The sequence below is a fragment of the Umezawaea sp. genome, assembly GCF_057122925.1.
In genome coordinates this window covers 41,242-61,741 of sequence record NZ_DBNGPQ010000042.1, presented here as the reverse complement: position 1 = coordinate 61,741, position 20,500 = coordinate 41,242, and the positions used below count along the sequence as shown (strand labels likewise).

Here is a 20,500-nt window from a genome sequence, read left to right as displayed (position 1 = left end):
CTCCGCGGATACCCTGTGCCGCATGTCCGCTCCGCGCCTGGCCGACCGAGATCCCCGGATCGAAGCGGACGAGCTGGTGAACTCCCTGGTCCCGCCGCCCCGGTTCGACGACGTGCGGTTCGACACCTACGTGCCCAACCCGGACGAGCCCAGCCAGGCGGCGGCCGTGACGGCGTGCGCGGCGTTCGCGAAGCGCGTCGGCGGCGACTCCGGCGGCGGCTGGCTCGGGTCGCTGTTCGGTCGCAGGGCGGCGCCGGAGGGGAAGCTCGGGCTGTACCTCGACGGCGGGTTCGGCGTCGGCAAGACCCACCTGCTGGCCTCGCTCTGGCACGCCGTTCCGGGGCCGAAGGCGTACGGCACGTTCGTCGAGCTGACCAACCTGGTCGGCGTGCTCGGGTTCGGCGAGGCCGTGCGGCGGCTGTCCGAGCACCGGCTGCTGGCGATCGACGAGTTCGAGCTGGACGACCCCGGCGACACGACGCTGGTCAGCAGGATGATCAAGGAGCTGACGGGGGCGGGCGTGTTCGTCGCGGCCACCTCCAACACGCTGCCGGACAAGCTCGGCGAGGGCCGGTTCGCCGCCCAGGACTTCCTGCGCGAGATCCGGGCCATGTCGGCGCGGTTCGACGTCGTGCGCGTCGACGGCCCCGACTACCGGCACCGCGGCCTGCCGGACGCGCCGGACCCGATGACCGACGACGAGCTGGCCGCCAGCGCGGAGGCCACCCCCGGCGCGACGCTGGACGACTTCGACGCCCTGTGCGCCCGGCTGGCCCGGATCCACCCGTCGCGCTACGGCAGGCTGGTCGACGGGGTTGCCGCGGTGCACCTGCGCGGCGTGCGCCCGGCGGCCGACCAGTCCGTCGCGTTGCGCCTGGTGGCGCTGGGTGACCGGCTCTACGACCGGGACGTCCCGGTGGCCGTCTCGGGGCGTCCGCTGTCGGAGCTGTTCACCGACGAGATGCTGCGCGGCGGCTACCGGAAGAAGTACCTGAGGGCCGTGTCCAGGCTCGTCGCGCTTTCCCGGAGGTAGTTCGGGTTGAAACCCCGGAATCGGGGTACTCCGACCCTGCCTGGAGCATGTGGAGGAGTCCCGATGCTGAGTGAATCCGAGCGCCGGTCGCTGGCCGAGATCGAGCACCAGTTCCGCCTCGACGACCCCCTGTTGGACGGACGGCTGGCGACGGGACGGGCCGGTCCCAAGCCGACCACCGTGCTGGCGGTCCTCTTCGCGGCCATCGGCACGTTCCTCCTGGCGATGGGGGTGCTCGGTGCCGCGATCGGCTGCTTCGGCATGGTGTCGGTCGTGCTGCTCCTGCGCGGGACCACGTGGCGCTGAGCGGCGGATGAGCACCGTGCCGTGACGCCCGGCACCGCGTTCCTCCTCCACCGCTAGGGGACCAGCGTCACCCGCGCCGTCACGGTGCTCCGGCACACGATGGTGTCGACGTTCTCCCACCGCGTCACCACACCCGCCCTCGGCGGCCACGGGTCGTTGACCTGCAACGCGGCGAAGCTCGCGCCGATCAGCAGCAGCGAACTCGTCCGCGTGTACCCGGCCACGACCCGCGAGTGGCCGGGGATGAAGCTGATCACCGGCCGGTTCGCGCGGATCTCCGAACGGCACTCCGCGAACGTCGGCGTGGTCGACAGCGCCGCCGACAGCGACTTGCCGGTCAGGTTCTCCAGCGCCACCACGACGTCGAAGTCCCTGCTCGGCGGCAGCCCCACCGGGTGCTCCTCCGTGCCCAGGCCCAGCTCGTCGGCGAGCCGCTCCTGGTCGTAGCGGTAGCGGTAGAAGTCCAGGATCATCTGGGTGCTCGCCGCCGCGCTCCACCGGTTCGTCTCCTGCCCGACCAGGCCGAGGCAGCTCGACTGGTCGGCGAAGCTGTGCGAGTAGTGCAGCTCCAGCGCGTCCACGCGGGGGCGCAGCACCTGCTCGACGATCTTGCGGTCGAACCGGCGCACGACCGGCTCGTCCACGTGCAGCACGTTCGCCAGGTGGGTCAGGGCCTCGATCCGCTGCTGGTAGCGCTCCTCGCGCACGAGTCTCGTCTCGGCGTCCTGCTCGTCCAGGAACGACCAGCGCTCGAACTCGCCGGGCGGCTCGCCCAGGTCCTCGCGCACCTCGGGCACCTCCTCCCACGTGTGCAGCTCGCGCAGCGCGACCTCGACGCCGTCGAGCAGGAACCGGACGGCCAGCTTGGGGAAGCTGTAGGCCACGAACTGCAGCTCGTCGTGCTCGACGTCGAGGCTCCTGGCCTCGCCGAGGAGCATCTCCGGCTCCCACGCGGCCTCCGGGGCGACCGCCACCAGCGGCGCTCCGAGCCTCGGGTGGGCGGCGACGTCGACGTACCCGCGCCCGGTGGTCGACCCGATCCGCCACAGGAGCAGCTCGCCGTTCACGTCGTGCACCGGCGTCGGCGAGCGGTCGAGCCGCGAGCCGTCCGGCAGGGCGGGCAACGCGCCCAGCGTCACCAGCACACCGAGCTGCGCCGCCACCAGCCGAGCCGACTCGATGCTGGTCATCGAGCTCCTTCCCTGAGATGCACCTCTGTGTTCGGAGGCGCGACGAGCCACCGTGATACACCAAATGATTTGGTCTTGTGGCACCCATCAGACGACGATGACCCACTGTGGGTTTCCTCGATGCGAATGGACTTGCCTTCCGTCTCGCCGACGGACGCGAGCTGTTTCGCGATGTGTCGTTCAAGGTCGGTGCCGGGTCGGTGGTGGCGCTGGTCGGCGCCAACGGCGTCGGCAAGACCACGTTGCTGCGGATCCTGTCGGGTGAGCTGACCCCGGCGGCGGGCAGCGTGCGGGTGCAGGGCGGGCTCGGGGTGATGCCCCAGTTCGTCGGTTCGGTGCGCGACGACAGCAGCGTCCGCGACCTGCTGCTCGCCGTCGCCCCACCGGGTCTGCGCAAGGCGGCCGTCGAGCTGGACCGCGCCGAGCTGGCGCTGATGGAGACCGACGACGAGCCGACCCAGATGAAGTACGCGAACGCCATCACCGCCTGGGGCGAGGAGGGCGGCTACGACGTCGAGGTCCTGTGGGACACGGTGACGGTCGCCGCGCTCGGCGTCCCGTACGACCGGGCCCGGTTCCGCGACGTGAAGACCCTGTCCGGCGGCGAGCAGAAGCGGCTCGTGCTGGAGGCGCTGCTGCGCGGCCAGGAGCAGGTGCTGCTGCTCGACGAGCCGGACAACTACCTCGACGTGCCCGGCAAGCGGTGGCTGGAGCAGCGGCTGTCCGAGACGGACAAGGGCGTGCTGCTGGTCAGCCACGACCGGGAGCTGCTGTCGATCGCCGCCACGCAGGTCGTGACGGTCGAGGCGCACAGCGCGTGGACGCACGCGGGCTCGTTCGGCACCTGGCACGAGGCCAGGACCACGCGGATCGACCGGCTCAAGGAGCTGCACAAGCGCTGGAACGAGGAGCACGACCGGCTCAAGGAGCTGGTGCGGACCCTCCAGATCCAGGCGACGATCTCCGAGGTCATGGCGGCCAAGTACCGGGTGATGTCGGCGAAGCTGAAGAAGTACGAGGAGGCCGGGCCCCCGCCGGAGCTGCCGACCGACGAGAAGGTGACCCCGCGACTGCGGGGCGGTCGGACGGCCGTGCGTGCGGTGACGTGCGAGAACCTCGAACTCACCGGGTTGATGAAGCCGTTCGACGCGGAGATCTTCTTCGGCGACCGGGTGGCGGTGCTGGGGTCGAACGGGTCGGGCAAGAGCCACTTCCTGCGGCTGCTCGGCGGCGGCGACGTGGCGCACACCGGCGTCTGCAAGACCGGGTCGCGGGTGCTGCCGGGGCTGTTCGCGCAGACCCACCAGCACCCCGAGTGGGTCGGCAGGACGCTGGTCGACATCCTCTGGCACGGCGAGGGCTCGCGGACCGGCAAGGACCGCGGCGCGGCCATGGCGATCCTGACCCGCTACGGGCTCGGGCAGAGCGGCGACCAGCGGTTCGAGTCGCTGTCCGGTGGCCAGCAGGCCCGGTTCCAGGTGCTGCTGCTGGAACTGGCGGGCTCGACGCTGCTGCTGCTCGACGAGCCGACGGACAACCTCGACCTGAACTCGGCCGAGGCCCTGCAACGGGCGTTGGAGGAGTTCACCGGGACCGTCGTCGCGGTGACGCACGACCGCTGGTTCGCGCGCTCGTTCGACCGGTTCCTGCTGTTCCGGTCCGACGGCGTGGTGTCCGAGGTGTCCGAGCCCGTCTGGGACGAGGCGCGGGTGCGGCGGGCCCGCTGATCAGGCAGGCAGGGCCCTGGTCCACGAGTCGGTGATCCACTCCCGGAACTGCTCGGGGGTCCAGCCGCGCTCGTGGACCAGGAGCACGTGGTCGCGCTGTCCGGCCGGGACCGCGTGGTCCCGGCCGGACAGCGACGTCTCCACCAGCTCCCGCGGCAGCACCGGCTTGCGGCCCACCGAGCTGTGGACCGTGTCGACCGAGACCCCGGCGAGTGCGGCGATGTCGCCCACCGCCGCACTCGGGTAGCCGCGGGCCACGAACAGCTCCCGCGCGGCGGCCAGTCGTGCACGCCACGGGCTCGCTGCTGGGTGGGCCGACCAGGGCGTCCGCCCGTTCGCCCTGGTCGGGGTGGCCGCCGGTTCAGTCGACGACCGCGATGGCCTCGACCTCCACCAGCATGTCGGGCTCGGCCAGCGCGGCGACGCCGATGCCGGTGAGCGGCGCGCCCGGCGTGGTGCCCAGCTTCGCGGCGGCCCTGGAGATGCCCTCCACGGCCAGCGCCATCTTGTCCGGGGTCCAGTCGACGAGGTAGACGGTCAGCTTCGCCACGTCGTCGAAGGTGGCGCCCGCCGCGGCCAGCGCCGTGCCCACGTTGAGGTAGCACTGCTCGACCTGGGCCGCGAGGTCGCCCTCGCCGACCCTGCCGCCGTCGGCGTCGCGGGCGACCTGGCCCGCGATGAACACCAGCTTCGACCCGGTGGCGACCGACACCTGCCGGTACAGGTCGACCTTCGGCAGTCCTTCGGGGTTCACCAGGGTGATGGCCATGCTGTCTCCTCATCGTGGGAGTCCCGTGGATCCGGGACCCCGTAAACATAGCAGTGCAATGCTATGTAATCTCAGCACATGGTCAGGCCCAAGGATCCGGCGGTCCGCACCCGACTGCTCGAACGGGCCGCGCACATGCTCCGCACCCGCGAACCGATCACCCTGCGGTCGCTGGTCGCCGGGACGGGCGTGTCGACGATGGCCGTCTACACCCACTTCGACGGCATGGACGGCATGTGGAGGGCGCTGCGGCAGGAGGGCTTCACCCGGCTGGCGGCCAGGTTCGCGCTGGTGGAGCCGTCCTCGGACGCCGTGCTGGACCTGACCGCGCTGGTGGCCGCCTACCTCGCGAACGCGCTGGACCACCCCGACCTGTACCGGGTCATGTTCGACGCGGACTTCGACCTCGAAGACCTCGGCGCGGCGGACGCGACCCTGGAGCACATGGTCCAGGCCGTCGTCCGGGGCAGGGCGGCCGAGCGCTTCCGCGCCGACGTCGTCCCGCTCGACCTGGCCACCCAGAGCTGGGTCGTCGGCCACGGGCTGGTGTCGCTGGTCGCGACCGGTCCGCTGCCCAGGGAGGCGCTCGACCACGGTCCCGTCCTGCTGACCGCGCTGTTCACCGGCGCGGGCGACCGGCCGGACCGGTGCCGCGCCTCGGTGGAGCGGGGCTGGCGGGTCGGGTAGGGCGCGTCAGGCCCAGGAGCGCATCGTGCCGACCCGCACCGGCTGGTGGTCCAGCTCCCGGGTGGCGAACCACGCCGTGCCCAGCGCCGGGGGGCGAGCACACGACCACGTCCGGCCGCTGGGCGACGGGCACCGCGGCGAGCCACCGACCGACGGCGCGGGCCTGCTCCTCGCCGCGCGGCGGCAGCCGCACGTCCGCGTCCCGCTCGGGGACGTCGACGACGTCGAGCCCGGTGGCCTCGGCGCGGGCCCTCGCGTGGTCAGGCCCGGTGCTCTCACCGGGCCTGACCACGCGATCCGGCCCGGATCCGTCACACGGCAGTACCCACCCGGATCCGGTGCGCTAGAACCCACACCATGAACGACTACGTCGACACCTACTGCGAACGGCTGGCCCCCGGACTGTGGGGCGAGCCGCTCAACGCGTTCAGCAACCTCGCGTTCCTGCTCGCCGCGGCGGTCCTGTGGTTCCGCTACCGGCCCGTGGAGCGGAGCATGCGGGCGCTGGTGGTGCTGCTCGCGCTGATCGGGGTGGGCAGCCTGTCGTTCCACACGGCGGCCACCGAGCTGACGCGCGTGTTCGACGTGCTGTTCATCGCGCTGTTCGTGTTCTTCTACGTCGTCTGCTTCGGCCGCTGGTTCTGGGGCCTGTCGTGGCCGAAGGCGTGGCTGTTCGCGCCCGGCCTCGCCCTGCTGGGCGCGGTGCTGCTCCCGGTGTCGCTGCTCGTGCCCGCCGGGTCCGGCTCCTACCTGGCCGCCGGGGTCGCGCTGGCCGGGTTGGCCGTGGCGCTGCGCTTCTCCGGACCGGAGGGCGCGCGGCACCACTGGCGGGCGTTCGCGCTCGCCGCCGTGGTGTTCGCGGTGTCGCTGACGCTGCGGACCGTCGACCTCAGCGCGTGCCCCGGTCTGCCCTCGGGAACGCACTACCTGTGGCACCTGCTGAACGCCGTCGTCCTCTACCTGGTCGCGCGCGAGGCGCTGGTGCGGGTCAGTCCTCCTCGATGAGGGCGGGCAGGCGGCCCGCCCTCACCTCGGCCACCAGTTCGGCGTGGTCGGCCTCGGTCTGGTCGGCGTAGCCGAACGCGTACTTCGCGAACGCCTCGTCCAGTTCCTCGCCGTCGCGCTCGCAGTAGCCCGCGAGCAGCCGCGGGTCGACGGACCGGGTGTGCGCGCGGGCCAGCAGCGCGCCCGCGAAGCGCCCGTAGTCGTCCAGGTCGTCGCGCTTGAGCGTGGTCGCGTCGATCTCGCCCTTGCGGTTGCGGAACTGGCGGACGATGTAGTCGCGGCCGTCGATGGTGGTCCAGCCGAGCAGGATGTCCGTCTCCGCCTGCACCATCCTGGCGCCGTGGACGATCCGCTTGCCCTGGTGCTTGCTCGGCGGCACGTCCAGGAACGGCTCCAGCGCCGACGGCCTCGCCTCCTTCACCTGGAGGACGAGCGCCTCGTCGCCGTTGCCGTGCAGCAGGACCAGGTAGTTGCGCAGGCCGACGCTGCCCGTGCCGACGACGCGGAAGGCCACGTCCGACACGCCGTAGCGCATGATCAGGTTGCGGCGGGACTCGCGCAGCGTGTCCACGTAGGACGGCAGCGCGGCGACCACCTCGTCCGCGGTCTTCTCGGTGACCCTGGTCAGCACCGGCGGGTCGGCGATGAACCGCCAGTGCTCGCCCTCCTTGCGGGTCCACTTCGCGGCGACCCTCGCGCTGGTGTTCTTGCGCGCCTTGGACGCGGCCCTGCTGAACTCGTCGACCAGGTCCTTCGCCTTGGCCTTGGTCAGCACCGACTCGTCGCCGAGCGCGCTCCACGAGTCCAGGAACGGCAGCTCCGCCATGTGCCTCATCGCGCCCCGGTAGGCCCGCACGGCGTCCTCGACGGCGTCGCGGCAGCCCTTCTCCGACACCCCGCCCTCGCGGCCCGCCAGCACGAGGCTGGTCGTGAGCCTCTTCAGGTCCCACTCCCACGGCCCCGGCAGGGTCTCGTCGAAGTCGTTGACGTCCATGACGATCTGGCCCTCGGGCGTCCCGTACAGGCCGAAGTTCGCCGCGTGCGCGTCGCCGCACAGCTGGACGTCCACCCCGCTGCGCGGGCTCACCGCCAGGTCGCCCGCCATCAGGCCCGCGCTGCCGCGGAAGAACGAGAACGGCGACGCGATCATCCGCCCGATGCGCAGCGGGACCAGCGTCTCCAGCCTGCCCTCGTTGCTCGCGCGCACGTAGTCCGGGATGGACGGCCGGTCGACCGCGAGCAGCACCTCGCGGTGCGCCCGGTGCCCGACGGCCGCCCGCAGCGCGCGACCGGCCGCGTAGACCTCCTCCGGTTCGGTCCACCGGCCCAGCGCCGCCGCCGCCTCCGCACGAACCCGTTCACCCATGAACGGCATCATGCAACGCGAACGGGCACCTCACGAGGTGTATGACGCATCGTGAGGTGCCCGCGTGCCGATCGTGACTACCGCCCGACGACCTCGGCGATGGCGTCCACGCCCCGGTCGATCTCCTCCGCGGTGATCACCAGGGGAGGGGCGACGCGCAGCGTCGAGTCGTGCGTCTCCTTGCACAGCACGCCCCGCGCGGCCAGCGCCTCGGACGCCTCCCGGCCCTTCGGACCGCCCGGCGCGATCTCCACGCCCGCCCACAGGCCGCGACCGCGGACCTCGGCCACGCCGCGGCCGACGAGGTCGCCCAGCCGGGAGTGCAGGTAGCCGCCCAGCTCGCGGGAGCGCTCCTGGTACTCGCCGGTGGCCAGCAGCTTCACGACCGCGCGCCCGACGGCGCAGGCCAGCGGGTTGCCGCCGAAGGTCGAGCCGTGCTCGCCCGGCTTGAGCACGCCCAGCACCGACCGGTCGCCGACCACGGCCGACACCGGCACGATCCCGCCGCCGAGCGCCTTGCCCAGCGTGTACAGGTCGGCGCGCACGCCCGCGTGGTCCAGCGCCAGCAGCTCGCCGGTCCGGCCGAGACCGGACTGGATCTCGTCGGCGATCATCAGCACGGAGTTCTCGTCGCAGATCCGCCGCACGGCCGCCAGGTAGCCCTCGGGCGGCACGACGATCCCCGCCTCGCCCTGGACGGGTTCGATCAGCACGGCGGCGGTCCGCTCGGTGACGGCGTCGCGCAGCGCCCGCTCGTCGCCGTAGGGGACGACCGAGAAGCCGGGGGTGAACGGGCCGAAGTCGGCGCGCGCCACCTCGTCGGTCGAGAACGAGACGATGGTCGTCGTGCGGCCGTGGAAGTTCGCCCCCGCGACGACGATCTCCGCCGTGCCCGCCGGGACGCCCTTGACCTGGTAGGCCCACTTGCGGGCCACCTTGATCGCGGACTCGACGGCCTCGGCGCCGGAGTTCATCGCCAGCACCATCTCGGTGCCCGTCAGCTCGGCCAGCTCGCGGCAGAACAGGCCGAACTGGTCGTGGTGGAACGCGCGGCTGGTGAGCGTGACGCGGCCGAGCTGCTCCACGGCCGCGGCGATCAGCGCGGGGTGGCGGTGGCCGAAGTTGAGGGACGAGTAGCCGGAGAGGAAGTCCAGGTAGCGACGACCGTCCACGTCCGTCACCCACGCGCCCTCGCCGTGGGAGATCACGACCGGCAGCGGGTGGTAGTTGTGCGTGCTCCAGTGCTCGTCCAGCGCGATGAGGTCGGCCCCGCTGGTCGGGGCCTCTGTGGTGGGAGCGGCGATGGCGGTCATAGGACAAGGCTAAGGGTGCGATGGCGGCGATTTCATCCGTCAGGCGTTGCGCAGATGTCAGGTTTCTTGCGCAAATGGAATGATCGGCGGAGATCCGTTGCGTACCGAGCGAAGTGATCACGTCCTGGCTACCCTGCGACGATGGCGAAGAAGTCGGCGCACGTCCGCTCGATTCGCGACGTGCTCAGGATTCACCCGGAAGGGGTCGACCTCGCGAAGGTCGACCCGGCCGCCGCACCGGTCGGCCCCACCACCAAGGCCGAGGCCGCGAAGGACCTGGAGGCGATCGGGGTCGAGCTGGACCGGCTCCAGGAGAACCTCTACGCCGAGGGCGTCGGCGGCGGGCGTCGGCGGGTGCTGGTCGTGCTCCAGGGCATGGACACCTCCGGCAAGGGCGGCACGATCAGCCACGTCGCGGGGCTGATGAACCCGCAGGGCCTGCGCGTCGTGTCGTTCAAGAAGCCGACCCGCGCCGAGCTGTCGCACGACTTCCTGTGGCGGATCCGCCGCCAGGTCCCCGGTCCTGGGCTGATCGGCTTCTTCGACCGGTCGCACTACGAGGACGTGCTGGTGCCCAGGGTCGACAAGCTCGTGCCGCCGTCGACGTGGCGGGCCAGGTACAGGCAGATCAACGACTTCGAGGCCGAGCTGGCCGAGTCGGGCGTGACGATCCTGAAGTGCTTCCTGCACATCTCGCCGGAGCGGCAGAAGGAGCGGCTCGTCGCCCGGCTCCGGACGCCGGAGAAGCTCTGGAAGTACAACCCGTCCGACCTCGCGGTGCGGGCCAAGTGGTCGCTCTACCAGCAGGCGTACGCGGACCTCCTGGTCACGTGCTCCACCGACGTCGCCCCCTGGTTCGCCGTGCCGTCCGACCGCAAGTGGTACCGCAACTGGGCCGTGGCCCAACTGCTCCTGCGGACGATGCGCGACCTGGCGCCCACGTATCCTGAGCCGGCGTACGACCCGGCGGTCGAGCTGGCCCGTCTGACCGAGGCGGATCCGTTGCGGTAGGCGCAATCTTCGTTGCATCCCTTGTCGGGGCGCAGTGGTCTAGGCCACTGTGGTCCTGCCGCCAGGATCAACGGAGGTGTGCCAGTGGTGATCGACAGGCGACGGTTCCTCGGAGCCATGGGTGTGGGGGCAGGGATGCTGGTGACCGGCGAAGCCGCTGCGGCGCAACCACGTGCGGAGTCCCGCGTGTACCTCGGGACCTACACGACGTGGCCGGGCGGGGGCACCGGGATCGGGCTGGCCGCCTACGACCAGACCACCGGGCAGCTCCGCTCGACCGGCGTCTTCCCCGGCGTGGCCAACCCCTCGTTCGTCATCGAGTCCGGCCGCACCCTCTACGCGGTGAACGAGCAGGGCAACGGGTCCGTCACGGCCGTCGCCGTCGGCGCGGGCGGCGGGCTGCGGATCATCAACGCGCAGAGCACCGGCGGAGCCGACCCGTGCCACCTGGCGCTCGACCCCTCCGGCAGGTACCTGCTCTCCGCGAACTACTCGTCCGGCAGCGTCTCGGTGCACCCGGTGAAGGCCGACGGCGGGCTGGGCGCGCGCACGGACCTGGTGACCCACCAGGGGTCCGGACCGGACCGCGAGCGCCAGGAAGGCCCGCACGCCCACCAGGTGCTGCCCGACCCCGCGGGCGAGCACCTGCTCGCCGTGGACCTCGGCACCGACTCCGTCTACAGCTACCGCCTCGACACCGGCACCGGGAAGCTCCAGCTGGTCAGCACCGCGACGGTGCGGCCGGGCGCCGGGCCCCGGCACCTCGCGTTCCACCCGACCGGGACGTTCGCCTACATCGCGAACGAGCTGGACTCGACCGTCGTGGCCGCGGCCTACGACCCGGAGAGCGGCGTGCTGACGCCCGGCGAGGCGGTGCGGACCGTGCCCGAGGGGACGCCCGCGACGCCGCGCAACTACCCGGCCGAGGTCGTCGTGTCGCAGGACGGTCGGTTCGCGTACCTGTCCAACCGCGGCCACGACAGCGTGGCGCTGTTCGCCGTCGAGGACGGCGGCGCGCGGCTGCGGCTCGTCGAGACCGTGCCCACCGGCGGCGAGTACCCGCGGCACATCACGTTCGACCCGACCGGGCGATTCCTGTTCGCCGCCAACCAGAACTCCAGCACCGTGACCTCGTTCGCCGTCGACCAGGCCACCGGCCGGTTGACGGCGGCGGGCACACCGCTGTCGTCGCCGATCCCGGTGTGCGTGGTGCCCACCCGGCTGGGTTAACGGGCTTCCGGAGCGACTGTCCACAGTGGTACCGCTAGGGCATGGGTATCGCCGCGGCGTTGGTGTTGAGCTTGGTCATGGTCCCCGCTCCGGTGGCGCAGGAGTACGTCGCGCTGGGCGACTCCTACGCCGCCGGTGTCGGGACCGGGGGAACGGGGGAGTGCGGGCGCAGCGACGCCGCGTACCCCAGGCTGTGGGAGAAGGCGCACGCGCCCGCTGACTTCGTGTTCGCCGCGTGCTCCGGGGCCGTCGTGCAGGACGTGCTGGACGGTCAGATGGCGTCCCTGTCGTCGGAGACGACGCTGGTGACGGTGACCGTCGGGGGGAACGACGTCGGGTTCGTGGACGTGATGACCACGTGCACGCTGAGTTCGGACCGGGCGTGCGAGCAGGCCGCCGGACGGGCGGGCGAGGTGATCCGCGGCGAGATGCCGGGGCGGTTGGGGCGGTTGCTGGGGGCGGTCGTGGACCGGGCTCCCGCTGCCGATGTCGTGGTGCTGGGGTACCCGCGGTTGTTCGAGACCGGGGTGTGCGTGGGCGGGTTGTCCGAGGCGAAGCGGGCCGCGGTGAACTCCGGGGCGGATCTGCTGGCCGAGGTGACCGCCGAGGCCGCCGCCGCGGCAGGGGTGGAGTTCGTGGACGTGCGGGGGGTGTTCGCCGGGCACGGGGTGTGCGGGGTGGAGCCCTGGGTGCACGCGGTCACGTTGCCCGTCGGGGATTCCTACCACCCGAACCGGTTGGGGCAGGGTGGGTACTTCCGGGCCTTGGAGGGGGCGGTCTAGGGGCGCTGGTCCCCCTGGTGTTCTCGGTCCCGTCGGACCAGGTGGTCGACCGGTCTTGGTCCGCGGAAGCCCGTGGCCCGCCTTGAGCGTTTGGCCTGTGCGGTGCTTTGTTGTGATGATGGCGATGTGGAATCTGCGGGTGGGTTGCGGAAGGTGTCGGCCACTCGGTACGTGACGCCCTTCCGTGAAGGTGGGTCGCTGCCAGGGCTGGTCGAGGCTGATGACCTCGGGATGTACGTGCTCAAGTTTCGCGGGGCGGGCCAGGGGATCAAGGCGCTCGTTGCCGAGGTCGTCGTCGGCGAGTTGGCTCGGCGGCTCGGGTTTCGGGTTCCTGAGATCGTCCTGGTCGACCTCGACCCCGAGTTGGCGCGGTCCGAGCCCGATGAGGAGGTCCAGGACCTCCTCCGGGCCAGTGGTGGGGTGAACCTCGGGCTGGACTACCTGCCCGGTTCCTTCGACTACAACCCCGTTGTGCGGGAGCCCGACGTCGAGCTGGCCACGCGGCTGCTGTGGCTCGACGCGCTGGTGTTGAACGTCGACCGCAGTTGGCGGAATCCGAACACGTTGTTGTGGCACCGGCAGTTGTGGTTGATCGACCACGGTGCCGCGTTGTACTTCCACCACGGGTGGCGTGCGGATCGGTTCCCCGCCGAGGCGTACCGGTTCGACGCCGGCGACCACCTGATGCTGCCGTTCGCCGGGCCGTTGGCCGGCGTCGACGGTGAGTTGGCCGCCCTGGTGACGCCGGGGCTGCTGCGGGAGGTCCTGGCGCTGGTTCCCGACGAGTGGTTGGCGCGGGACCAGGTGTTCTCCGGTGCCGCCGCCGTTCGCGAGGCCTACCTGGCGTACTTCGCCGCTCGTCTCGCCGGGCCCCGTGCGTGGGTCGAGGCGTTGGAGGTGGCGCGTGCCGCACGTGTTTGAGTACGCCGTGCTGCGGGCCGTGCCCCGTGTCGAGCGCGGTGAGTTCGTGAACGTCGGGGTGCTGCTCTACTGCCCCGACTTGGACTTCCTGCGCGCGGAGACCTTTGTGGACGTCGACCGGGTGCGGGCGCTCGACCCGACCGCTGACGTCGAGGTGCTGGAGGCGGCCCTGCGGCACCTCGGGGAGTCGTGCGACGGGGCCGAGGTGGCCGGACCGGTGTCCGGGACTTCCCGCGGGCAGCGGTTCCGGTGGTTGACGGCCCCGCGGAGCACGGTGATCCAGACGTCGCCGACGCACACCGGGTTCACCACCGATCCCCTGGGCGAGGTGAACCGGTTGCTCACGGCGCTCGTACTGCCCCTGAGTGGCTAAGGTGGCAACCTCTCCGCCCGCCCCGCGTCTCTTAGGGGCAAGAGCGGTTGACCGGAGCATCCATCCAGATCGGGGTTGGCGAACATGAGCGCTGGATACCAGCAGGGGTACCAGCAACCGCCCGCGCGCAGGCCGATGCCGCAGCGGCGCAAGGTGAAGAAGGGCCGGGTGTTCCTGGCCGTGGTCTTCGTGTTGTTGCTGGTACTGGTCGGTCTGTACTTCTACGTCGACTCGTCGCTGCGGCGGTCGAACGCGCTGCCGGACTACGAGGGGCGCCCCGCCGACACACCCGGCACCAACTGGTTGCTGGTGGGGTCGGACGCGCGCGACGACCTGACCCAGGAGCAGAAGGACGAGCTGTCGACCGGTGACGCGGGCGGCAAGCGGACCGACACCATCATGCTCCTGCACATCCCTTCCGGTTCCGGGAAGTCGACGCTGGTGAGCCTGCCGCGCGACTCCTATGTGGACATTCCGGGCAACGGGAAGAACAAGATCAACGCCGCGTTCTCGCTCGGTGGCGCGCCGCTGCTGGCGCAGACCGTCGAGGGCGTGACCGGGATCCACCTCGACCACTACATGGAGATCGGCTTCGGCGGGTTCGCGGGCATCGTGGACGCCGTCGGCGGCGTCGACATGTGCATCGACGAGCCGATGCAGGACCCGCTGGCGGGTCTGGACCTCCAGCCCGGCTGCCAGGAGCTGAACGGCACGCAGGCGCTCGGGTTCGTGCGCACGCGGGCGTTCGCCACCGCCGACCTCCAGCGGGTGCAGAACCAGCGCGAGTTCCTGTCCGCGCTGTCGGACCGGGCGACGAGCCCCGGCACGCTGCTGAACCCGTTCCGCGCGTTCCCGCTGCTGTTCGCGAGCACCGACTCCATCTCGGTGGACGACGACGACAGCCTGTTCAACCTGGGCGGGCTCGCGTTCGGCATGGGCGGCGGCGTCGACACGGCGACCGTGCCCATCGGCGGCACGCCGACGCTCGACGGCGTCGGGTCGGTCGTGCAGTGGGACCGGGAGAACGCACTGCGCCTGTTCGGCGCGTTGGAGAAGGACGAGCCGGTCCCCGCGGACCTGCTCCAGCAGCCCGGCTAGTCGCTGATCAGCTGGCGATCGGGCCGTCGAGCTCCTGCTCGGCGGCCTTGTCGTCTTCCTCGGCCGCCCTCTTCGCCTTGCTGGCCGCCATGATGCCGTCCAGTTCGCGCATGAGGTCGTCGTAGATCGGTGTCAATGACATTGAGTTACCCCCAAGTACGTGGTCGTCCCCCGAACGGATCAATGAACTGTACTCATGGAAGCGGGCTGACATCACCACGTATTGACTAAGCCGATCGTCACACCGCTAACTGTTGGCTAAACACATGAAGCAATACGCCGTTATGTGCTGGTCACACATGTGCTGACCCGGCGGCCCCTCACTAGCGTCATTCGCATGAACAGTGGGCTCCGTCACACCAGCGACGACCTCGCGGGCCGCACGGCACTCGTCACGGGCGCGGGCGGCGGCATCGGCCGCGCCTGCGCCCTCGTGCTGAGCGAGGCGGGCGCGAAGGTCCACCTCGTCGACCGGGACGCCGACGCGGTGCGCGCGGTGGCCGTCGAGACGGGCGGCACGGAGCACGTGGTCGACCTGTCCGACGCCGACCCGGCCCGTGACCTGCCCCGCGAGGTCGACATCCTGGTCAACAACGCCGGGCTCCAGCACGTCGCGCCGATCCACGAGTTCCCGCCCGAGCGGTTCGAGCTGATCCAGCGGGTCATGCTCACCGCCCCGTTCCTGCTGATGCGGCACTGCCTGCCGCACATGCGGGCACGGGGCTGGGGCCGGATCGTCAACCTCACCAGCGTCCACGGCCTGCGCGCCAGCCCGTTCAAAGCCGCCTACGTGGCCGCGAAGCACGGCCTGGAGGGCCTGAGCAAGGTCGCCGCGCTGGAGGGCGCCGAGCACGGCGTGACCAGCAACTGCGTGAGCCCCGGCTACGTGCGCACCCCGCTGGTGGAGGGGCAGGTCGCCGACCAGGCCCGCGCGCACGGCATCGGGGAGGACCGGGTGCTCGCCGAGGTCATGCTCCAGCGCACGGCCGTCAAGCGGCTCATCGAACCCGAGGACGTCGCCGCGACCGTGCTGTGGTTGTGCGGCAGGCACTCCGGGCACGTCACCGGCTCCACGTTCACGATCGACGGCGGCTGGACCGCCCAGTAGACGCCCCGCAAGTCCGCCCCGACGAAGTGGTGACCCCATGACTACCGCAGCTCCCAGAAAACCCATCATCAAGGTGGTGGCGGCCAGCCTGATCGGAACCACGATCGAGTGGTACGACTTCTTCCTCTACGGCTCCGCCGCCGCGCTGGTGTTCAACAAGCTGTTCTTCCCCAGCGTGGACCCGCTGACCGGCACCCTGCTGGCGTTCACCACCTACGCCATCGGCTTCCTCGCGAGGCCGCTGGGCGGGGTGGTGTTCGGGCACTTCGGCGACAAGGTCGGTCGCAAGAAGCTGCTCGTGGTGGCCCTGGTCCTCATGGGCGGGGCCACGTTCGCGATGGGCCTGCTGCCGACCTACGCCACCATCGGCGTCGCCGCACCGCTGCTGCTGACGCTGCTCCGCCTGGTGCAGGGCTTCGCGCTCGGCGGCGAGTGGGGCGGCGCGGTGCTGATCGTGTCCGAGCACGGCGACGCCGGGCGGCGCGGCTTCTGGGCGTCCTGGCCGCAGGCCGGGGTGCCGCTGGGCAACCTGCTCGCCACGGCGGTGCTCGCCGTGCTGGCCGCCGTGCAGAGCGATGAGACGTTCCTGGCGTGGGGCTGGCGCGTGCCGTTCCTGCTGTCCGGTCTGCTGGTCGTGATCGGGCTGTGGATCCGGCTGACCGTCAGCGAGTCGCCGATCTTCCTGGAGGCGCAGCGCAAGGCGGAGCTGCGGAAGTCCCCGGTCGTGGAGAAGGCGCCGATCGTCACGCTGCTGCGGCTGCACTGGCGCGAGGTGCTGATCGCGATGGGCGCCCGGATGGGCGAGAACGTGTCGTACTACGTGATCACGGCGTTCATCCTCGTCTACCTCACCGGTCCGCTCGGCCTGTCGAAGTCCTACGGCCTCAACGCGGTGCTGATCGCCTCGGTTGTCCACTTCGTCTCGATCCCGCTGTGGGGAGCGCTGTCCGACCGCGTCGGCCGCCGCTCGGTGTACCTGTTCGGCGCGGTCGGCGTCGGCGTGTGGATCTTCCTGTTCTTCGCGCTGCTGGACACGAGGTCGTTCGGCGCGATCGTGCTGGCCACGTCCGTCGGCCTGCTGCTGCACGGCGCGATGTACGGCCCGCAGGCCGCGTTCTTCTCCGAGCTGTTCGGCACGAGGGTCCGCTACTCCGGCGCGTCGGTCGGCTACCAGCTCGCGTCCATCGTGGCGGGCGCGCTCGCGCCGCTCATCGCCACGGCGCTGCTCAAGTCGTACGGCAGCACCGTGCCGGTCGCGCTGTACGTCGGGTTCGCGTGCCTGCTCAGCGTCATCGCCGTCGTGGTCGCGAAGGAGACCAGGGGCGTGTCGCTGGAGAAGTCCGCCGACGAGGCCGCCGAAGTGTCAGCATGACGCCATGACCGACCCGGTGGAGCACCTGCTCGAACTGCTCGCCCAGGACGCGGGCAGCGAGCGGCTCGCGCAGGTGCTCCCCGCGGCGCGGGCCGCGGGGGCGAGCGACGAGGAACTGGACCGGGTCGAGCGCGCCGCGGAGTGGGCGTTGGAGATCCGCCGCACGCTCACCGAGCACCGGCGCCGCGAGGCCGAGCTGGAGGCGCTGTTCGACACCGCCAGCGACCTCGCGGGCGCGCGCGACCCGGACGCGGTGCTGCGGTCGATCGTCCGCCGGGCCCGGCTGCTGCTCGGCACGGACGTCGCGTACCTGAGCATGAACGAACCCGCCGCGCACGGCACGTACATGCGGGTCACCGACGGGTCGGTGTCCGCGCTGTTCCAGGAGGTCCGGCTGGGCATGGGCGAGGGGCTCGGCGGGCTCGTCGCGCAGACCGCCCGGCCCTACGCCACCGCCGACTACTTCGCCGACCTGCGCTTCAACCACACCTCGCCGATCGACACCGCCGTGCGGGACGAGGGGCTGGTCGCGATCCTCGGCGTGCCGCTGACGCTGGGCAGCCGGGTGATCGGCGTCCTGTACGCGGCCAACCGCACGCCGCGGCGGTTCCCGCCCGACGAGGTGGCGCTGCTGTCGTCGCTCGCCGACCACGCGGCCATCGCGCTCGACACCGCCCACCTGCTGGAGGAGACGCGGGTCGCGCTGCGGGAGCGCAACGAGGCCAACGAGGTGATCCGCGCGCAGAGCGAGGACATGCGCCGCGCCGAGGAGGCCCACGACCGGCTCGCGGACCTGGTGCTGCGCGGCGCCGACCTGCCCGAGGTGGCGGCGGCCGTGGCGAAGGTGCTCGGCGGCTCGATCGCGGTGCACGACGGCGAGATGGGCGAGCTGGCCAGGATCGGCGTCACGAAGAGGACCCCGCCCCGGTCGGCGGTGAACGCCTCCCGAGCGACCGGACGGGCGGTCGCCCAGGACGGCACGTGGGTGTGCGCGGTGCTGGCCGGGCGCGAGCTGCTGGGGAGCATCACGCTGACCGGCAGACCCGACCTGGAAGACGCCGACCGGAGGCTGTTCGAACGCGCCAGCGTCGTGACGGCGCTGCTGCTGCTGTTGCGCCGCAGCGTGGCCGAGGCGGAGAACAAGGTCCGCGGCGAGCTGATCACCGACCTGCTGACCGTGCCTGCCCGCGACCCGGCGGGGCTCGTCGCGCGGGCTCGGCGGGTCGGCGTCGAGCTGGGCGTGCCGCACGTGGTCCTGGTCGCCGACGGTGCTCCCCGCGACCGGCTCCTCGCCGCCGCCGCGCACCTCGCGTCGACCGGCCGCGGGCTCGCGGGCGTGCACGGCGACCACGTCGTGCTGCTGCTGCCCGGAACGACCGCGGGCGCCGCCGCCACCGAGACCGCACGGGTGCTCGGCAAGGCGACGGGCGTCCCCGTGACGGTCGGCGCGGGCGGCCCTGCCGCAGGCCCCGAGCAGGTCGTCGCCGCGCACGCGGAAGCCGCCCGCTGCCTGTCCGCGCTGCTGGTGCTCGACCGGCGCGGCCAGGGCGGCACACCCGCCGACCTCGGGTTCGTCGGCGTGCTGCTGGGCGAACGCGCGGACGTGGCCGGGTACGTGCGCACGACACTGGGTCCGCTGCTGGACTACGACGCCGTGCGCGGCACCGAACTCGTGCGGACCCTCGCCGCCTACTTCTCCTGCGGCGCGAACCTCAGCCGCGCCAAGGAGGAGCTGCACGTGCACGTCAACACGGTGGTGCAGCGGCTCGACCGCGTCGCGACGCTGCTCGGCGACGACTGGCAGTCACCCGAACGCGTGCTGGAGATCCAGCTCGCGCTGCGCCTGCTGCTGCTCACCCGGTCGCGGCACTAGCCCAACGCGCAGTCGACGGGGGAGACGGTCGCCGGGCGGGCGATCGTGGCCGACGCGGGTGGGCGGCCACCGCCGAGCCAGCGCTCCAGCGCGGTGAAAGCCGTGCGGTGGCACGGGGTCAGGGGGCGGAGCCGGTCGGGGAAGGCGTCGTAGAGCGAGTCGACGTGCGTGCCGCCCTCGATCCGGTAGTAGCGGAACAGCCTGCCGCGTCCCGCGTCCTCGACCATCCCGGCGTACACGTCGGAGTCCTGGTCGATCGGCAGCAGCCCGTCCAGCGTGCCGTGCAGCGTCAGCAGGGGCTTGCCGATCCGGCCGGTCAGCGCGATCTTCCGCACGGCGCGCTGCGCCCGCGGCCGGTCCGCGTAGGCGTAGTCCGCCTCCGCGCCCCCGTAGTCGGGGTCGAGCGCCTCGCGGTAGATCCGCTGCGTCAGCTCCCAGTAGTGCTGGCGGTAGAACGGCCACAGGAACTCCGACGCGGCCGGGAACACCGGTTCACCGCGCAGCGCGGGCGGCAGGAACGTCAGCAGGTTCGGCCCCTCCTCCCGCCACAGCACGCCCTCCCAGTCGACACCGCCGTCGTACAGCTCGGGGTGGTTCTCCAGCTGCCACCGCACCAGGTACCCGCCGTTGGACAGCCCGGTCGCGATCGTGCGGTTCGCCGCGCGGCAGTAGTGCTGCCGCACCAGCGCCTTCGTCGCGCGCGTCAGCTGCGCGACCCGGTGGTTCCACTCCACGATCGCGTCCCCGCCGCGGTAGAACTCCACGCCGGTGTTGCCCTTGTCGGTCGCCGCGAACGCGTACCCGCGCTCCAGCACCCAGTCGCTGATCGCCCGGTCGTTCGCGTACTGCTCCCGCACCCCCGGCGACCCGGAGACCACCAGTCCGCCGTTCCACCGCTTCGGCAGCCGGATCACGAACTGCGAGTCGTGGTTCCAGCCGTTGTTGGTGTTGGACGTGGAGCCGTCGGGGAAGTACCCGTCGACCTGCGTCCCCGGCACCGGTGCGGGCGCGGGCAGCCCGGCGGGCGTCAACCCGGCCCAGTCGGCCGGGTCCGTCAGCCCACCGGCCGTGGTCAGGTCGTCGGTCTTCCGGGTTTGCTGGTGCTCCGCGCCGGGCACGCGGAGCGGTCCGCACCGGCTCGCCTGGTCGGCGGTGGCGGGAGCGGCGGTGGTGAGGAGCAGGGCTGCGGCGAGCGGAACGACGATGTTCACGTCGCCGACCGTAGAGCCGGGACCGTTGGCGGGTAATGGTTCCGGCCACCACATCGACGGCGCGGGATGTGGCGGCCAGTTCCATCGCGCCCGTCGACGGCGCTTCCCTACCGTGAGGTGCGGAC

21 protein-coding genes are annotated in these 20,500 nt (G+C 71.7%); 14 read left to right on the top strand and 7 right to left on the bottom strand.

Annotation, left to right across the window (positions count from 1 at the left end):
• Positions 1-22 precede the first annotated feature (22 nt).
• Together zapE and AC156L_RS07660 are read left to right on the top strand one after the other, a co-directional pair.
• Positions 23-1,033 carry a cell division protein ZapE gene (gene zapE, locus AC156L_RS07665; protein ID WP_330875442.1) on the top strand — a complete coding sequence of 337 codons (1,011 nt, stop codon included), beginning with the start codon at positions 23-25 and terminating at the stop codon, positions 1,031-1,033.
• A gap of 63 nt (positions 1,034-1,096) precedes the next feature.
• Positions 1,097-1,339 (top strand): DUF3040 domain-containing protein, encoded by a 243-nt coding sequence (locus AC156L_RS07660; protein ID WP_330875443.1) that lies wholly within the window; start codon positions 1,097-1,099, stop codon positions 1,337-1,339.
• Between the two features lie 53 nt (positions 1,340-1,392).
• Here the strand turns inward: AC156L_RS07660 and AC156L_RS07655 are convergent, their stop codons facing one another.
• Positions 1,393-2,529, bottom strand: a complete 1,137-nt coding sequence (locus AC156L_RS07655) for a C39 family peptidase (RefSeq protein WP_330875444.1) — start codon at positions 2,527-2,529, stop codon at positions 1,393-1,395.
• A gap of 107 nt (positions 2,530-2,636) precedes the next feature.
• Here AC156L_RS07655 and AC156L_RS07650 point away from each other — a divergent pair, with 107 nt between their 5' ends.
• Positions 2,637-4,256 carry an ABC-F family ATP-binding cassette domain-containing protein gene (locus tag AC156L_RS07650; RefSeq protein ID WP_330875445.1) on the top strand — a complete coding sequence of 540 codons (1,620 nt, stop codon included), beginning with the start codon at positions 2,637-2,639 and terminating at the stop codon, positions 4,254-4,256.
• Here AC156L_RS07650 and AC156L_RS07645 read toward each other — a convergent pair whose 3' ends face one another.
• Complete coding sequence (locus AC156L_RS07645; RefSeq protein WP_330875494.1) at positions 4,257-4,538, bottom strand: TetR family transcriptional regulator; 282 nt, start codon at positions 4,536-4,538, stop codon at positions 4,257-4,259.
• 79 nt (positions 4,539-4,617) lie between these two features.
• Positions 4,618-5,025, bottom strand: a complete 408-nt coding sequence (locus AC156L_RS07640; protein WP_330875446.1) for a RidA family protein — start codon at positions 5,023-5,025, stop codon at positions 4,618-4,620.
• A 78-nt stretch (positions 5,026-5,103) separates the two neighbouring features.
• Between AC156L_RS07640 and AC156L_RS07635 the strand changes: the two genes are divergently transcribed.
• Positions 5,104-5,712: a TetR/AcrR family transcriptional regulator gene (locus tag AC156L_RS07635; RefSeq protein ID WP_330875447.1), complete on the top strand. Its 609-nt coding sequence runs from the start codon at positions 5,104-5,106 to the stop codon at positions 5,710-5,712.
• 357 nt (positions 5,713-6,069) lie between these two features.
• Positions 6,070-6,717 carry a ceramidase domain-containing protein gene (locus tag AC156L_RS07630; RefSeq protein WP_330875448.1) on the top strand — a complete coding sequence of 216 codons (648 nt, stop codon included), beginning with the start codon at positions 6,070-6,072 and terminating at the stop codon, positions 6,715-6,717.
• Here the strand turns inward: AC156L_RS07630 and AC156L_RS07625 are convergent.
• Positions 6,701-8,083 (bottom strand): DUF2252 domain-containing protein, encoded by a 1,383-nt coding sequence (locus AC156L_RS07625; protein WP_330875449.1) that lies wholly within the window; start codon positions 8,081-8,083, stop codon positions 6,701-6,703. The two genes, AC156L_RS07630 and AC156L_RS07625, sit on opposite strands and share 17 nt — an antisense overlap.
• 77 nt (positions 8,084-8,160) lie before the next feature.
• Positions 8,161-9,396: an ornithine--oxo-acid transaminase gene (gene rocD / locus AC156L_RS07620; protein WP_330875450.1), complete on the bottom strand. Its 1,236-nt coding sequence runs from the start codon at positions 9,394-9,396 to the stop codon at positions 8,161-8,163.
• A 141-nt stretch (positions 9,397-9,537) separates the two neighbouring features.
• Between rocD and AC156L_RS07615 the strand changes: the two genes are divergently transcribed.
• The 6 genes from AC156L_RS07615 (at position 9,538) to AC156L_RS07590 (ending at position 14,811) form a co-directional block, all read left to right on the top strand.
• Complete coding sequence (locus tag AC156L_RS07615) at positions 9,538-10,407, top strand: PPK2 family polyphosphate kinase (RefSeq protein ID WP_330875451.1); 870 nt, start codon at positions 9,538-9,540, stop codon at positions 10,405-10,407.
• A 186-nt stretch (positions 10,408-10,593) separates the two neighbouring features.
• On the top strand, positions 10,594-11,637 hold the full coding sequence (locus AC156L_RS07610) for a lactonase family protein (protein WP_330875452.1): 1,044 nt from the start codon (positions 10,594-10,596) through the stop codon (positions 11,635-11,637).
• A 41-nt stretch (positions 11,638-11,678) separates the two neighbouring features.
• Positions 11,679-12,419, top strand: a complete 741-nt coding sequence (locus AC156L_RS07605) for an SGNH/GDSL hydrolase family protein (protein WP_330875453.1) — start codon at positions 11,679-11,681, stop codon at positions 12,417-12,419.
• A 171-nt stretch (positions 12,420-12,590) separates the two neighbouring features.
• A complete protein-coding gene (locus AC156L_RS07600) occupies positions 12,591-13,340 on the top strand; it encodes a HipA family kinase (protein WP_330875454.1) in 750 nt (249 codons plus the stop codon).
• Positions 13,324-13,713 (top strand): DUF3037 domain-containing protein, encoded by a 390-nt coding sequence (locus AC156L_RS07595; protein WP_330875455.1) that lies wholly within the window; start codon positions 13,324-13,326, stop codon positions 13,711-13,713. The genes AC156L_RS07600 and AC156L_RS07595 overlap by 17 nt, the downstream gene beginning before the upstream one ends.
• A gap of 84 nt (positions 13,714-13,797) precedes the next feature.
• On the top strand, positions 13,798-14,811 hold the full coding sequence (locus AC156L_RS07590) for an LCP family protein (protein ID WP_330875456.1): 1,014 nt from the start codon (positions 13,798-13,800) through the stop codon (positions 14,809-14,811).
• Between the two features lie 7 nt (positions 14,812-14,818).
• Here AC156L_RS07590 and AC156L_RS07585 read toward each other — a convergent pair whose 3' ends face one another.
• Complete coding sequence (locus AC156L_RS07585; RefSeq protein WP_330875457.1) at positions 14,819-14,953, bottom strand: hypothetical protein; 135 nt, start codon at positions 14,951-14,953, stop codon at positions 14,819-14,821.
• 195 nt (positions 14,954-15,148) lie between these two features.
• Here AC156L_RS07585 and AC156L_RS07580 point away from each other — a divergent pair, with 195 nt between their 5' ends.
• Genes AC156L_RS07580 through AC156L_RS07570 form a run of 3 tightly spaced genes read left to right on the top strand, consistent with a single transcriptional unit; the run spans position 15,149 to position 19,164 of the window.
• Positions 15,149-15,919, top strand: a complete 771-nt coding sequence (locus AC156L_RS07580) for a 3-hydroxybutyrate dehydrogenase (protein ID WP_330875458.1) — start codon at positions 15,149-15,151, stop codon at positions 15,917-15,919.
• Between the two features lie 37 nt (positions 15,920-15,956).
• Positions 15,957-17,291 carry an MFS transporter gene (locus tag AC156L_RS07575; protein ID WP_330875459.1) on the top strand — a complete coding sequence of 445 codons (1,335 nt, stop codon included), beginning with the start codon at positions 15,957-15,959 and terminating at the stop codon, positions 17,289-17,291.
• Positions 17,292-17,295: 4 nt separating this feature from the next.
• Positions 17,296-19,164 carry a helix-turn-helix domain-containing protein gene (locus AC156L_RS07570; protein WP_330875460.1) on the top strand — a complete coding sequence of 623 codons (1,869 nt, stop codon included), beginning with the start codon at positions 17,296-17,298 and terminating at the stop codon, positions 19,162-19,164.
• Here AC156L_RS07570 and AC156L_RS07565 read toward each other — a convergent pair.
• Positions 19,161-20,375 (bottom strand): alpha/beta hydrolase family protein, encoded by a 1,215-nt coding sequence (locus AC156L_RS07565; protein ID WP_414719849.1) that lies wholly within the window; start codon positions 20,373-20,375, stop codon positions 19,161-19,163. The two genes, AC156L_RS07570 and AC156L_RS07565, sit on opposite strands and share 4 nt — an antisense overlap.
• Positions 20,376-20,500 lie beyond the last annotated feature (125 nt).